Annotated in this window: 15 protein-coding genes and 1 pseudogene; 5 read left to right on the top strand and 11 right to left on the bottom strand. The window is 73.3% G+C overall.

All coding sequences use genetic code 11. The features are described from left to right. The first annotated feature begins 88 nt into the window (after positions 1-88). The gene (locus tag MOV08_RS35570; RefSeq protein WP_275310353.1) at positions 89-874 is read left to right on the top strand and encodes a CDP-alcohol phosphatidyltransferase family protein; all 786 of its coding nucleotides are present in this window, start codon (positions 89-91) and stop codon (positions 872-874) included. Positions 875-886: 12 nt separating this feature from the next. On the opposite strand, the gene MOV08_RS35565 is transcribed toward MOV08_RS35570, so the two are convergent. Both MOV08_RS35565 and MOV08_RS35560 read right to left on the bottom strand, forming a co-directional pair. Next, on the bottom strand, positions 887-1288 hold the full coding sequence (locus tag MOV08_RS35565; RefSeq protein WP_275310352.1) for a DUF6126 family protein: 402 nt from the start codon (positions 1286-1288) through the stop codon (positions 887-889). Between the two features lie 62 nt (positions 1289-1350). Further along, complete coding sequence (locus tag MOV08_RS35560) at positions 1351-1548, bottom strand: hypothetical protein (RefSeq protein WP_039638411.1); 198 nt, start codon at positions 1546-1548, stop codon at positions 1351-1353. A gap of 252 nt (positions 1549-1800) precedes the next feature. Here MOV08_RS35560 and MOV08_RS35555 point away from each other — a divergent pair, with 252 nt between their 5' ends. Continuing rightward, positions 1801-2577 carry an alpha/beta hydrolase gene (locus MOV08_RS35555; RefSeq protein WP_275310351.1) on the top strand — a complete coding sequence of 259 codons (777 nt, stop codon included), beginning with the start codon at positions 1801-1803 and terminating at the stop codon, positions 2575-2577. Between the two features lie 6 nt (positions 2578-2583). Here MOV08_RS35555 and MOV08_RS35550 read toward each other — a convergent pair whose 3' ends face one another. Both MOV08_RS35550 and MOV08_RS35545 read right to left on the bottom strand, forming a co-directional pair. Then, on the bottom strand, positions 2584-3483 hold the full coding sequence (locus MOV08_RS35550; protein ID WP_275310350.1) for a siderophore-interacting protein: 900 nt from the start codon (positions 3481-3483) through the stop codon (positions 2584-2586). A gap of 41 nt (positions 3484-3524) precedes the next feature. Then, positions 3525-3737: pseudogene (locus MOV08_RS35545) on the bottom strand (hypothetical protein); the annotation flags it as partial. A 96-nt stretch (positions 3738-3833) separates the two neighbouring features. On the opposite strand from MOV08_RS35545, the gene MOV08_RS35540 reads away from it, so the two are divergent. From MOV08_RS35540 to MOV08_RS35530, 3 genes are all read left to right on the top strand, one after another. Then, complete coding sequence (locus MOV08_RS35540; RefSeq protein ID WP_275310349.1) at positions 3834-4661, top strand: TetR/AcrR family transcriptional regulator C-terminal domain-containing protein; 828 nt, start codon at positions 3834-3836, stop codon at positions 4659-4661. Positions 4662-5018: 357 nt separating this feature from the next. Beyond that, positions 5019-6119: a right-handed parallel beta-helix repeat-containing protein gene (locus MOV08_RS35535; RefSeq protein WP_275310348.1), complete on the top strand. Its 1101-nt coding sequence runs from the start codon at positions 5019-5021 to the stop codon at positions 6117-6119. Between the two features lie 82 nt (positions 6120-6201). Continuing rightward, positions 6202-7233 (top strand): methyltransferase, encoded by a 1032-nt coding sequence (locus MOV08_RS35530; RefSeq protein ID WP_039638406.1) that lies wholly within the window; start codon positions 6202-6204, stop codon positions 7231-7233. Positions 7234-7320: 87 nt separating this feature from the next. Here MOV08_RS35530 and MOV08_RS35525 read toward each other — a convergent pair whose 3' ends face one another. From MOV08_RS35525 to MOV08_RS35495, 7 genes are all read right to left on the bottom strand, one after another. Then, positions 7321-7653, bottom strand: a complete 333-nt coding sequence (locus MOV08_RS35525) for a TcmI family type II polyketide cyclase (RefSeq protein WP_039638405.1) — start codon at positions 7651-7653, stop codon at positions 7321-7323. A 63-nt stretch (positions 7654-7716) separates the two neighbouring features. Beyond that, on the bottom strand, positions 7717-8184 hold the full coding sequence (locus tag MOV08_RS35520; RefSeq protein ID WP_039638404.1) for an SRPBCC family protein: 468 nt from the start codon (positions 8182-8184) through the stop codon (positions 7717-7719). Positions 8185-8186: 2 nt separating this feature from the next. Further along, positions 8187-8450: an acyl carrier protein gene (locus MOV08_RS35515; protein WP_039638403.1), complete on the bottom strand. Its 264-nt coding sequence runs from the start codon at positions 8448-8450 to the stop codon at positions 8187-8189. 12 nt (positions 8451-8462) lie between these two features. After that, positions 8463-9713 (bottom strand): beta-ketoacyl synthase N-terminal-like domain-containing protein, encoded by a 1251-nt coding sequence (locus tag MOV08_RS35510; RefSeq protein WP_039638402.1) that lies wholly within the window; start codon positions 9711-9713, stop codon positions 8463-8465. Beyond that, positions 9710-10978, bottom strand: coding sequence for a beta-ketoacyl-[acyl-carrier-protein] synthase family protein (locus tag MOV08_RS35505; RefSeq protein ID WP_039638401.1), 1269 nt, complete (start codon positions 10976-10978; stop codon positions 9710-9712). The genes MOV08_RS35510 and MOV08_RS35505 overlap by 4 nt, the downstream gene beginning before the upstream one ends. Further along, the gene (locus tag MOV08_RS35500; protein WP_039638400.1) at positions 10975-11436 is read right to left on the bottom strand and encodes a cupin domain-containing protein; all 462 of its coding nucleotides are present in this window, start codon (positions 11434-11436) and stop codon (positions 10975-10977) included. The genes MOV08_RS35505 and MOV08_RS35500 overlap by 4 nt, the downstream gene beginning before the upstream one ends. Before the next feature lie 145 nt (positions 11437-11581). Further along, positions 11582-12703 carry a SchA/CurD-like domain-containing protein gene (locus MOV08_RS35495; RefSeq protein ID WP_039638399.1) on the bottom strand — a complete coding sequence of 374 codons (1122 nt, stop codon included), beginning with the start codon at positions 12701-12703 and terminating at the stop codon, positions 11582-11584. Between the last annotated feature and the right edge of the window lie 225 nt (positions 12704-12928).

The following is a 12928-nucleotide window of genomic DNA, read 5'->3' as shown; positions in this document are numbered from 1 at the left end:
GATGCTGGGCGACGCACACCGGGGATCATGGCGACGGCGTCACCCTACGCGGCGTCCCCCGGCTCCGCCACAGGGTCTGGGAGGCGCGATGGCCGGACAAGCGCGGTTCGGGACAAGGCCGTTCGACCCGGCGCCGGCGGCCTGGACGGTCGCGCAACTGGTCCTGCTGGAGGTGCTGTGCCGGGCGGTGGGGCTGGGCCCGGCGGGGTGGCTGACGGGCTGCGTCTTCGCGGCGGCCACCTGGGCCGTGCTCGCCCGGGCGCTCCGCGGGTCCTGTCCGCGCTCCTTCGGGCCGGCCAACCGCGTCACGCTGGCCCGGGCCACGCTCGTCGGCGGGGTGACGGCGCTGGTCGTCGACTCCTTCGACCGGCCGGTGCCGGTGGCGGTGCTGGTCGGGCTGGCCGCGGTGGCGCTGGTCCTGGACGCGGTGGACGGCCGGGTGGCGCGGCGCACCGGGACGGTGACGGCGCTCGGGGCGCGGTTCGACATGGAGGTCGACGCGTTCTTGATCCTGGTGCTGTCCGTCCACGTGGTCGTGCCGCTGGGGCCGTGGGTGCTGGCCATCGGCGCGCTGCGCTATCTGTTCGTCGCGGCGTCCTGGGTGCTGCCGTGGCTGCGCGCGCCGCTGCCGCACAGCATGGCGCGCAAGACGGTGGCCGCGCTCCAGGGCATCGTGCTCGTGGTGGCGGCCGCCGGGATCGTGCCGCGGGCGGTCGAACGGGGCGCGGTGGCGGGGGCGCTGGCGCTGCTGGTGTGGTCCTTCGGGCGGGACGTGGGGTGGCTGTGGCGCGTACGGCGGGGGGCGGTCGGCGGGGGTGCCGGGGAGCCCGTGGCACGGGCGGCCGGCGGGGAGTCGGTGTCGCGGGCGGGGTGAGGCCGGGGTGCGTCAAGTCCCCGCGTGGCGCCCCAGGTAGACGACCAGCGCCAGGAACACCAGCACCACCTGGGTCACGGCGATGTAGAGGAGCACGCGTATCCACAGGCTGCGCCGGGCCGCCTCGGCGGCCGCGGCGCGCTGGGTCACCAGGACGGCGGCGGGCAGCCGCGCCAGTCGGGTGCCGGGGCGGACCGCGGTGGCCCGGGCCCGGCGGACGCCGCAGCGGGGCGACGTCAGATGCCGGGCGGCGATCTTCGGGCAGGCACGCCCGTGGCCGCCGCCGGGGCGCAGCGGGCCCCGCCCGAAGGAGCGGCGGCCACGGCAGGCCCGGGCGGCGGCGGTGGGTATGCAGGTGCGGGAGCGGACCGCCCGCCACGGCGGCGGCCCCTTGCGTCGCGGTGCGCCGGGCATCGGCCGTCACCCGGCTCCGGTGGCGCCGGACGCCGCGGATCGCCGGCGCGGCGGCGCGCCGCTCACTCCGACGCCTCCTGGGAGGCATCGCCCGCGCCGCGGTCCGGGTCGATCCCGATGCCGTGCGCGATCCGCAGCGCGTCGTCCAGTTCGTCCTCCGCGACGGCCAGCGCATAGGCGTCATCGGCGGCCCGCGCCGCCTCGACGGCGGCCCGTGCCGCGCGCACCCGTTCCCGTACCGATTCGGCGAAACCGCCCACGCATGCCCTCCGCGTTCAGGCCGACCGGCCATCGCGTTGTTCGTTGAACAGGGGAATTCCTCAACTGTAGACGACGGGCCCGCCGGGTTGAACGGGCGGGGCGCGCCGGGCGGGTCCGCGGCCGGTGCCGAATGGACGGCCCGGGCCCGGCACTTGCCGCCCTTGAACCTCCCGCTGCGGGAGCTTCTACGTTCGCCCCGCGGCCGCCGCTCGGGGGCCGCGCACCGTGGACGAGGACGAGGAGTACCCGAGATGACCGCATTCGTGCTGGTGTCGGGCGGCTACACCGGCGGCTGGATCTGGCGGGAGGTGGCCGCGCTGCTCCGGCAGCGGGGCCACACCCCGCTCCCGGTGACGCTGACGGGGATGGGCGACCGGCGCCATCTGGCCGGACCCGACACGGACCTGGAGACGCACATCGAGGACATCGTGCAGGTGCTGGAGCACGAGGACGTCCGGGACGCGGTGCTGGTGGGCCACTGCTACGGCCTGCTCCCGGTGCTGGGCGCCGCCGACCGCCGTGCGGACCGGGTGGGTTCGCTGGTCTATCTGGACACCGGGATGCCCCAGGACGGCGACGCGGGGGTCGATGTGATGCCCGATCCGGCCGTGCGGGACCGGCTGCTGGGGCGGGCGACGGAGTGCGGCGGGGGACGGTTCCTGCCGCCCCCGTCGCTGGAGGACGAGGAGGTGTGGGGCGATCTCACCGGGGTGGCACCGGCCGACCGGGCCCGGATGGAGCGACTGGCGGCGCCGCAGCCGCTGGGCACCCTGACCCGGCCGCTCCGGCTCACCGGCGCCGCCGCCGCGCTGCCGAGCACCGGCGTCTTCTGCACCGCCAACGGGCCCGGCATCGCGGTCCTGGAGGCCCTGTTGGCGACCGGGGACCCGCGCTACGCGGTGCTCGCCGAGCCCCGGGTGGGCTACTTCGACCTGGAGACCGGGCACTATCCGATGCTCTCGCGGCCCGGTGAGCTGACCGACGTGCTGATCCGGGCGGCGGCCGGCGAGGGCCGCCGCCTCGGGTAGCGCGGGTCAGCCGGCCTGTTCCGACCCCGTCCGACCGGCCTCCGCCTGGGCCGCCGCGATCCGCTCCCGGGCCTCGACGAGGTCCTCCTCGGTCGGCGCGTCGTCCTGGGTGAGGTTCCGGCGCCAGTAGCCGACGAACTCGATCCGGCGCTTGTCGAGGCCGCGGTCGGCGATCAGATGGCGCCGCAGGGAGCGGACCGCGCCGGCCTCGCCGGCCAGCCAGGCCAGGGCCGGGTCCGCCGGGAGGCGGGCCGCACGGACGGCGGCGAGCAGGGCGCCGTCGGGACCGGCCGCGGCGCGGTCCCGGTGCACCCAGTGGACGGTGAGGTCGGCGCGGGTCGGCAGGGGCTGCTCCTCGGCCCCGTCCGCGATCTCGATCCAGGCCGTCGCGCGGGCGGTGGCGGGCAGGGCCTCGGCGAGCGAGCCGATCGCGGGCAGCGCGGTCTCGTCGCCGGCCAGCAGGATCGGGCCGGGGGCGTCCAGGGGCAGCGGCCGGGCGTAGACCGCCGACGGCCCGTACCGGGCGAGGGTGTCGCCGACGGACGCGGTGGCCGCCCAGCGGGTCGCGGGGCCGGCCGACTCGTGCGCGCCGTGCAGGACGAAGTCGACGGTGAGCCACTGCCGCTCGGGGTCGTAGGCGCGCACGGTGTAGCTGCGCATCCAGGGGCGTTCGTCCTCGGGGAGCGCGAGGAACGCCTGGTACCAGCGCATCCCGTCGTCGCCGGCGGGGGCCTCGGGCAGTCGCGGGGCGCTCTGGCCCGGCCGGGGGAAGAGGAGTTTGAGCTGCTGGTCGGGCCAGGTGGGGAAGGTGTCGAGGCCGTCCCCGGCGAAGGTGCAGCGGACCATGCGCGGGGTGAGCCGCCGGACGCCGGTGACGTGGATGAGCGCGACGGGCAGGACCGTCATGGGAACTCCTTGCGGTGTGGTGCGGACGGTGGGTCGGCGGGTCAGTGGCCCGGGGTGGCGCCGAGGTACTCGCGGAGGTGTCGGGCGGTCGGCGACGTGCCGTTCTCGACGAGGCCGCGCGGGGTGCCGGTGAAGACGACCCGGCCGCCGGCGTCGCCCGCGCCCGGGCCCAGGTCGGTGATCCGGTCGGCGTGGGCCATCACCGCCTGGTGGTGCTCGACGACGATGACGGTGTTGCCGTCGTCCACCAGCCGGCCACGCCCCCACTCGGATCCCATGCCCCCCTGATATCCTTACGTCATAAAGAGTTTGTTCGGGGACAATATCTTTACACCCTAAGGAGTAGCAAGTTGACGGTATTCGCGGGCCAGGGCGACGCCCGCCGTTCCCTGTCCCTGCTGTGGCGGGCGGAGGAATCCGACGCCGCGGACCGCCCCCGCCCGACCCGCGGCCCCAAACCGGCGCTGAGCGTGGACGCGATCGTGGCCGCGGGCATCGCGGTGGCCGACGCGGAGGGCATGGCGGCACTGTCGATGCGCAGCGTCGGCGAGCGACTGGGCCGCACGGCGATGGCGCTGTACACCTACGTCCCCGGCAAGACCGAGCTGGTGGACCTGATGTACGACCAGGCGCTGGCCGAGCTCCCCACCGACTACGACCTGTCCGCCGGCTGGCAGTCCGCGGTGACGTCCTGGGCCACCGACACCTGGGAGTTCTCCCTGCGCCACCCCTGGGTGCTCCAGGTCTCGCAGGCGCGCCCGGTGCTGGGCCCGCACGAGTACACCGCCATGGAGACCCTGCTGCGGGTGCTCTACACCACCGGGCTGGACTCCGCCGCGCTGCGCCGGATCGTCGGCGTGCTGTTCCACTTCGTCCGCGGCGCCGCGCGGACCGTCGCCGAGTCCCGGGAGGCGGCCACCGCCACCGGCGTCACCGACGAGGACTGGTGGCGCTCCCGCGCCGGCACCCTGACCGAGGTGGTCCCGGACTTCGCGGAGCGCTTCCCGCTGCTGGTCCGCCTGGAGACCGAGGGCGCCTCGCCGCCGCCGGAGGAGGAGGGCGCGCAGGGCTCCTACCTCGAACGCGAGGCACGGGCCACCTTCGACGCCGGGCTCACGGTGATCCTGGACGGCATCGAGGCGGCCGTCGCACGGCAGGCCGCGCGGCCACCCCGGTAGCCGCCGTTGGAGTGATGAAGCCGCCGGGCGTGCCGCGGGCGGGTGTCGTCTGGACGTGTGACGGCGTTGAGCATCCGTGACCGCCCCCCGCCTCCGTCCGTGGTTCCTGCCCGCCAGCCTCGCGGCCCTGCTGACGCAGACCCCGCCGGACGGCCCGGCTGACGCTCCGTCCGATCCCGGACCGGGCCCGACGGCTGATCCGGGGTCGGGCCGCGGGCACGCCGGCCGGGCCACCGCGCCCCGCTCCGCCGGCCCCCGCCCGGGCGCCCCCGGACCGGAAAACTGACGCCCGCACGCACCGTGTCCGTCGGGCTACCACATGTGGCGAGCGCGGATGATCGCCCATAGCTTCGCCTCATGGCTCTACGACACATGCCCCGCGGGGCACGGCGGATGACCCACCTGGGCTGCGCGGCGGCGGTCCTGGCCGGCGCGCTCGGCATCGCCCCGCCGTCCCAGGCCACGCCGGACCGCGACGACCGGGTGCTCGTCGTCCACCCCGGGGAATCGATCCAGCGGGCGGTGGACGCGGCCCACCCGGGCGACACCGTGGCCGTGCTGCCCGGCGTGTACCGCGAGAGCGTGCTGATCAACAAGTCGCACCTGGTGCTCCGCGGCACCGGCGGCGGCACGGTGATCGCCCCGCCCGCCACCCGGGCGGCGAACGCCTGCGGGCAGAACGGCGACGGCATCTGCGTCCTCGCCGGCCGCGGCGACCCGCTCACCGACGTCCATCTGCGGCGGCTGACCGTCGAGGGCTTCCGCCGGAACGGCGTCTGGGCCTCCGGCACCGAGGGGTTGACGGTGCGCGGCGTCACCGCGCGGCACAACGGCCAGTGGGGCATCGCGCTGGAGAAGTCGGTGCGCAGCCTGCTGCGCGACGACACCGCGTCGGAGAACGGCGACGCGGGGATCTTCCTGGCCAACGTCGTCACGGAGGAGGGCGGGGCGATCGACACCCGGCGCACCCGGATCGTCGAGAACCGGCTCGCCGGCAACCGCATCGGCATCACGGCCCGGCGGCTCCGGAACCTGCTGATCGCCCACAACACCGTGGCCGGGAACTGCGCCGGGGTGTTCGTGGTCGGCGACGAGAACCACCCCAAGGCCGGCGCCCTGACGGTACGGGACAACGAGGTCTCGCGGAACAACAAGCACTGCCCGGCGACCAAGCGGCTGTCGTTCCTCCAGGGCTCCGGCATCGTCCTGACCGGCGCCGAGGACACCCTCGTCCGGCACAACCTCGTCCGCGACAACGCCGGCGCCTCGCCGCTGTCGGGCGGCGTGGTGCTCTTCCCCAGCTTCGTCAAGGCTTCCAGCGACCACAACGTGATCAGCGACAACGTCGTCCTGCGGAACTCCCCGGCGGACTTGATCAACGCGGACAAGGCCGGCCGCAAGAACGTCTTCACCCGCAACACCTGCCGGACCTCCAGGCCGGCCGGGCTGTGTCGATAGCGGTACCAGCCGTGGCCGACCGCCGCGACCGCCGCGCAGCGGCCCGCTCAACGCGAACGTCCAACGGGAGAATTGAGGCGGAATGACCACCGTGAGCTCCACCCCCCAACCCACCATGCGGCTGCGGGAACTCATCTTCGGCGCCGCGTGCGCGGCGGCCGTCCGGGCGGCCGCCCGGCTCGGCGTGGCCGATGCGCTGGGCGAGCGGCCCACGCCCGTGGAGGAGCTGGCCGCGACGGTGGGCACCGAACCAGGTCCGCTGGAACGGCTGTTGCGGGCGCTGGCCTGCTACGGGATCTTCGAGGAGACCGAGGGCGGGAAGTTCGTCCACACCGAGATGTCGCGGCTGCTGCGCGAGGACACCCCGAACAGCCTGCGCTACATCTCCCTGTGGTGCACCGAGCCGTGGACGTGGGAGGCGTGGCCGCGACTGGACGACGCGGTGCGCTCCGGCCGGAACGTCTTCGACGACCTCTACGGCAAGGGCTTCTTCGAGTACCTGCACGAGGACGCCCGCGACTCCGCGCAGGTCTTCGACCGCGCGATGACCACCTCCAGCCGGCAGTCGGCCCGCGACATCGTCGAACTCCTCGACCTCACCGGGGTGTCGTCGGTTGCGGACGTCGGCGGCGGCCAGGGCCACGTCCTGGCCGGCCTGTTGGAGAAATACCCCTCGCTGCGCGGCGCCCTGCTGGACCTGCCGTCGGTGGTGGACACCGCCGACCCCCGGCTGCGGGACGGCGGTCCGCTGGCCGAGCGGGCGCGGATCGTGCCCGGCGACTGCCGCGAGGAGATCCCCGTCGAGGCCGACCTCTACATCATCAAGAACATCCTGGAGTGGGACGACGACAGCACCCGCAGAACGCTGGGGAACGTCGTCGAGGTGGCCCGGCCCGGCGCCCGGGTCGTGGTCATCGAGAACCTCGTGGACGACAGCCCGTCGATGAAGTTCACCACCGCCATGGACCTGCTGCTCCTGCTGAACGTGGGCGGCGCCAAGCACTCCAAGGAGAGCCTGGTCCGGCACATGGCCGAGGCCGGGCTGCTGGTCCACGACATCCTGGTGGTCAACCCGTATCTGCACGCCTTCGAGTGCACCGTGCCCGCGAAGTGAGCCGACGTGGACGGGCCGACGACGAAGACCGGGGCGACCTCCCCGCAGGACACGACGGGGAGGCCGGTCACCGTGCGCCGGTCCGGATCAGCCGGCGCGGTCCCGTTCCCAGCGGTAGAACTCCCGGGCCATGGCGTCCTTGGGACTGCGCCAGGTCTCCGGGTCGTACGCGCTGACGTACGCGGACAGTCGCTTGCTGATGGCCTGGAACTCCGGGTGCTGGTGCGCCTTGGCGATCTCCGGGCCGGGCGGGACGTCGGACTCGATGAGGTGCAGGTACACCTCACCGAACTGGAACAGCGTCCGCCGGTTGACGCCCACCAAGTGGGGCAGCTCCGTGCGGTCCGAGGACGCGAAGACCTCGGCGATGTCGGGAGCCGAGCCGGGCTTCATCCGGGCGACGATCAGAGCGTGGTGCATCGGGGAGATTCCCTTCCTTGCCGCCGGGCGGCGGTCCGGGGTCGGACTGACGGGCGGTCGGTGTCAGGCGTTCGCGCGCAGCTCGCGGTCGCGCTGCTCGATCCGGTCCCGGATGAGCTCCATCTGGATCCGGGAGTTGCGGTTGATGTGCTCGGTCATGCCCTTGTCGTCGACCGGCGCCTCGGGCTTCATCGCGAAGTCCTGGGTCCAGTGCATCGAGGTGCCGCCGGGGATCTCCTTGTACTTCCAGAAGATGTCCATGAACTTGAACGGGCCGGTCTCCACGCGGCGGGCGCGGACGGTCAGCGCCCCGCGGTCCGGGGTTCGCTCCGAGACCCAGCTCCAGACCTGGCCGTTCTCGTCGGGGTGCATGGTCAGCCGGAAGGTGGTGGTGTCGCCCTCCTGGGAGAGCACCTCCACGGAGGCGTACTCGCTGAAGAGCCGGGGCCAGTTCTCCAGGTCGTTGGTCATGTCCCAGACGAGGCTGAGCGGGGCGGCGATGGTGATCTCGTTCTCGGTGTGGCCGGGCATGGTCAGGCTCCTGTCGTAGTGACGGTGTCGGTGTTGACGAGGTCGAGGAAGTCGCGCGGCGTCTTGGCGCGCTCGGCGTCGGGCGGCAGCGAGCAGTCGTACCGGTTCTCCAGCTCACCCACGATGCCGAGCAGGCCCAGCGAGTCCAGCCCGTATTCGGCGAAGGTCGCCTCGGGCCGGTTCGCCATGTCCTCCGGGTCGACGGTCAGGCCGGCGGCCGACTTCATCAGCGCGGCCAGCTCGTCGAGGTTCAGTCGAGCGGTCATGGGAATCTCCTCTCAGGAGGGGGACTTTTCGCACCGCCGCAACACCAGCGCCGAGTTGGAGCCCATCAGGCCCCGGCTCAGCACCAGCGCCGTCTGCAGATCGGCGGAACGGGACTTCCCGGTCACCACGTCGAGGTCGACGTTGACGTCGACGACGTTGGGGGTCGGCGGCACGACGGAGCCCTCCATCGAGAGCACCGCCGCCGCGATGTCCAGGACCGGGGCGCCGCAGTACGCCCGGCCGATCCCGGTCTTGGGCGCGGTCACCGGGACCCGGGTGGCGTGCGGGCCCAGGGCGTCGGCGAGCGCCAACGCCTCGGCGCGGTCCGCCGCGAGCACCCCGAGGGCGTCCGCGAACACCACGTCGACCTCCTCGGGGGCGCACCCGGCGTCCGCCAGCGCGCTGCCGATCGCCCGGGCCAGGCCCTCCCGGGACGCTTCCCACAGGGCCGCCCCGGTGAAGGTGGCGGCATGACCGGCGACCACGGCCCGGGGCCGGGAGCCCCGGTCCACCGCCGCGTCACGCTCCTCGACGACCAGCATCGCGCCGCCCTCGGCGGGCACGAACCCGCAGGCGGCGTCGGTGAACGGCCGGTAGGCGCGGTCCGGTTCCTCGCACCGGCTGAGGTCCTCGTAGCCGAGCTGGCAGACCACCGAGTACGGGGCGAGCGGGGCCTCGGCGGCGCCCACCACCACGGCGTCGGTGCCGCGCTTGATGGTGCGGCCGGCGTGCGCCAGCGCGTCCAGCCCGCCGGCCTCGTCACTGGCCACCACACCGCACGGCCCCTTGAAGCCGCCGCGGATGGAGATCTGGCCGGTGCTGGCCGCGTAGAACCAGGCGATGGACTGGTAGGGGCCGACGTGGCGCGAGCCCTGGCCCCACAGGTGCTGCAGCTCCCGCTGGCCGAACTCGCCGCCGCCGGAGCCGGCCGCGGTCACCACCCCCACCGCGAACGGCGAGCGGTTGTAGTCGGCCCGGCCCAACAGGGCGTCTTCCAGCGCCAGGTTGGCCGCGGCCATCGCGAAGTGCGTGAACCGGTCGGTCTGGACGAGGAAGCGCTCCTCGATCAGCTCGGTCGGATCGAAGTCGCGGACCTCGCCGGCGACCTTGAGGGGCAGATGCTCGCACCCCTCGCGGGTCACCATGTCGACGACGCTGATGCCCTCCTTGGTGGCCTTCCAGAAGGCTTCGGTGTTGGGCCCGTTGGGGGCGATCACACCGATGCCGGTGACGACGGGACAGCGTGTGTACGGGGAGTTCATCTCGTCCTCCCACCCGGGCGGGTCAGGACCACGGCCGACTGGAATCCGCCGAATCCGCTGCCCACGGACAGCACCGACCGCAGCGGTACTTCCCGTGCGGTCTTCGGCACGTAGTCGAGGTCGCACTCCGGATCCGGGTTCTCGTAGTTGGCGGTCGGCGGGACCACCTGATGGGTCAGGGCCAGGACGCAGGCCACGATCTCGATCGCGCCGATCGCACCCAGCGAGTGGCCCACCATCGACTTGATCGAGCTCATCGGCACCTTGTAGGCGTGGTCGCCCAGCGACTTCTTGACCGCCGCGGTCTCGTGACGGTCGTTCTGCTGGGTGCCCGAGCCGTGTGCGTTGACGTAGTCGACCTGGGTGGGGTCGAGCTGCGCGTGGGCCAGCGAGCGGTTGATCGCCTCGGCCATCTCCAGACCTTCCTGGGTCAGGCCGGTCATGTGGTAGGCGTTGCCGAAGGTGGCGTAGCCGCGGATCTCGCAGTGGATGGTGGCACCGCGGGACCGGGCGTGCTCCAACTCCTCCAGGACCAGGACGGCGCCGCCCTCGCCCATGACGAACCCGTCGCGCTGGGCGTCGAAGGGCCGGGAGGCGTGGGCGGGGTCGTCGTTGTTGGCGGAGGTTGCCTTGATGGCGTCGAAGCAGGCCACCGTGATCGGGGAGATCGGCGAGTCCGAGGCTCCCGCGACGTAGACGTCGGCCCGGCCCTCCTCGATGGCCTGGAAGGCGTAACCGATGGCGTCGAGGCCGGAGGTGCACCCCGTCGAGACGGTCTGCACCGGGCCGTGCGCGCCGCTCTGCTCCGCCACCGCGGACGCCAGCGAACTGGGCGAGAACGCCCGGTGCAGATGCGGCCCGGCGGGTCGGTGGTCCACGTCCCAGCGGCGGCCGGACTCGCTGACCGCCACGTAGTCGTGCTCCAGGCGCGTGGTGCCGCCGACCGCGGTGCCCAGGGACACCCCGACCCGCCACGGGTCCTCCCGTGCCAGGTCCACACCGGCCTCCCGCAGCGCCTCGGCGGCGGCGACCAGCGCGAACTGGATGTACCGGTCCGACCTCGCCACCTGCTCCTCGTCCAGGCCGTGCGCGGCCGGATCGAAGTCGCACTCGGCGGCGATCCGGGACCGGAAACCGGTCGGGTCGAAGAGGGTGATGCCACGAGTGGCCGTCCGACCGGCGGACAGCAGGTCCCAGAAGGCCGGGATCCCCACGCCGCCGGGGGCGACGATGCCGACGCCGGTGACCGCCACGCGGCGGGTCATGACACCGGCTCCGTGCGTTCGGGTGGGGCGGCCGAGGTGCGCTCCCCGGTGGCGGCCGCGCCCGCACCGGTCTCGGTGCCCTCGGTGTCGACGTGGCCCAGTTCCGGGCGCGGGGCGAGCGGGCCGAGGTGGAAGACCATCCGGGCCTGGGTGTTCCCGACGTTGCGGAAGCGGTGCCGCATGTACGGCGGGATCATCAGCCCCTGGTCCGGGCGCAGCGAGTAGGTCTCCCCATCGAGGTCGACTTCCAGGGCGCCCTCGACGACGTACACGAACTCCTCGGAGTACGGGTGGTAGTGCTCTCCGATGCGCTCGCCCGGCCGGACGAGGGCCATGCCCATGAAGCCGCTCGTGGCGCCCACCGCGCTGGGTGTCAGCATGGCGCGCAGATCACCTCCGCGCCGGCGGTTGGGCTGGGTCTCGCTGAGGTCGACGATGCGTGGGCGGTACGTGGTCATGGCTGATTCCTCCAGGGGCGTGATGCCGGTACATGGGCAGGGGGTGGCGCGGCCGGTGGGGCCCGGTACGGCCTGCGGGGCGGCGGACAGCACGGCGTCGACCGATCGGGGGCCGGTGCTGGCACCGGGGGGACGGTCGGCGCGGTCAGGCGTCCGGCGCCCGACGGTCGGTGATGAGGTCCATGTCGGCGCGGGCCAGGAAGTGCGCGAGCTCGCGTTCGGTGGTCAGACCGCCGGCCACGTCTCCGTCGAGCAGCCGCCGCAGCACGGCGAGCTTGCGGTCGCCCCGGACGCCGAGGGACACCAGCGGGTCACGGTCGAGGGGGGCCCGCAGGTCGATGAGGCGGACGACGATGTCGTCGCGCTGGAAGATCGTGCTGCTGTGGACGGGGCACGCCGGGTCGTCGGCGGCCTCCTCGTCCTGGTGCGCCAGCATCTTGGCCAGCATCAGGCCGCAGCCGGGCTTGGCCGGGTAGTACAGCGCGTGCCGGGCGATCTCGGCGCTCCCGGGGTCCTGACCGGCCGCCACGTGGTGCACCGCGGGCAGCGCGGCGCGGGTGAAGAACACCCGGGCGGAGTTGGGGTCGTTGAGGTCCCGGTCCTGCTCCAGATAGGGGTTGATGGCCTCCTCGACGGCCCGGACCTCGGGCTGCTGGGAGACGTGGCGCAGCGCGGCGACCAGGTCGCCCTGCACCTCGATGGCGCGTACGACGCGGTTGCCGTACATGAACAGGGAGGTGCGGCGCAGCCGGGTGGTGGCATCGACCCGGGCGGCCGGGGAGGTGTAGCCGGAGAGGATGTCGGCCACCATGGGCTCGCTGCCCGGCTTCACGGTGAACGTGAGGGCGTGCCGGACCACGCCGTCCCCGACGCGGGGGTTGGCCTGGAACCGACCCTTGAGGGGCTCGGGGGTGCGGGCGGCGACGTTGGAGGTCTCGCGCAGGACGCTGAAGCGGAGGGAGCGGGTGTTGCGCACGCAGCTGTGCAGCGGCTGCACCATCTTGACGTGCTCCTCGCTGTTGACCCAGGCGAGGAACGGCGGGGCACTCTCCCATTCGCTGGTGATCAGCCACTGGGAAGGGTTCTCGATGGACTGGCACAGCTGGTCGGTGATGTGTCCGGGAACGGAGGCCACCTGGTTCCGCAGCTGCTCGTAGGCTTCCAGGAACTGCTGCTGGGCGCCGTCCTGCAGATCCAGCAGCAGTACGACCCGGAGTCTGGAGCCGTCGAAGGCGGACTGCGATATTCGTTCCGACAGCGTTGTCATCTTCTACGCATCTCCTCCGGGGCGTCTGGCCCCTGTGGTGCGTCGTCGGTTCCGGCACGGTCCGGGATTCGGATGCCTCCCGGACCCCCGGTGCGACCCGGGCGACTGAGCCGGATGGGCGGACCTCCGGCCCCCGGCGTTTCGCGGGTGGCGGTCCGGATTCGATCGTGGCCAAGACCCACGGTCGGCGCGAGATCTGTGAGCCATGCAGGTGAACCGTGATGG

The organism is Streptomyces yunnanensis (genome assembly GCF_029011865.1).
In the GTDB taxonomy this organism is placed as follows: domain Bacteria; phylum Actinomycetota; class Actinomycetes; order Streptomycetales; family Streptomycetaceae; genus Streptomyces; species Streptomyces yunnanensis.
Note: the sequence above shows the minus strand (reverse complement) of the source record. Positions and strands in the feature narration are given on the sequence as shown.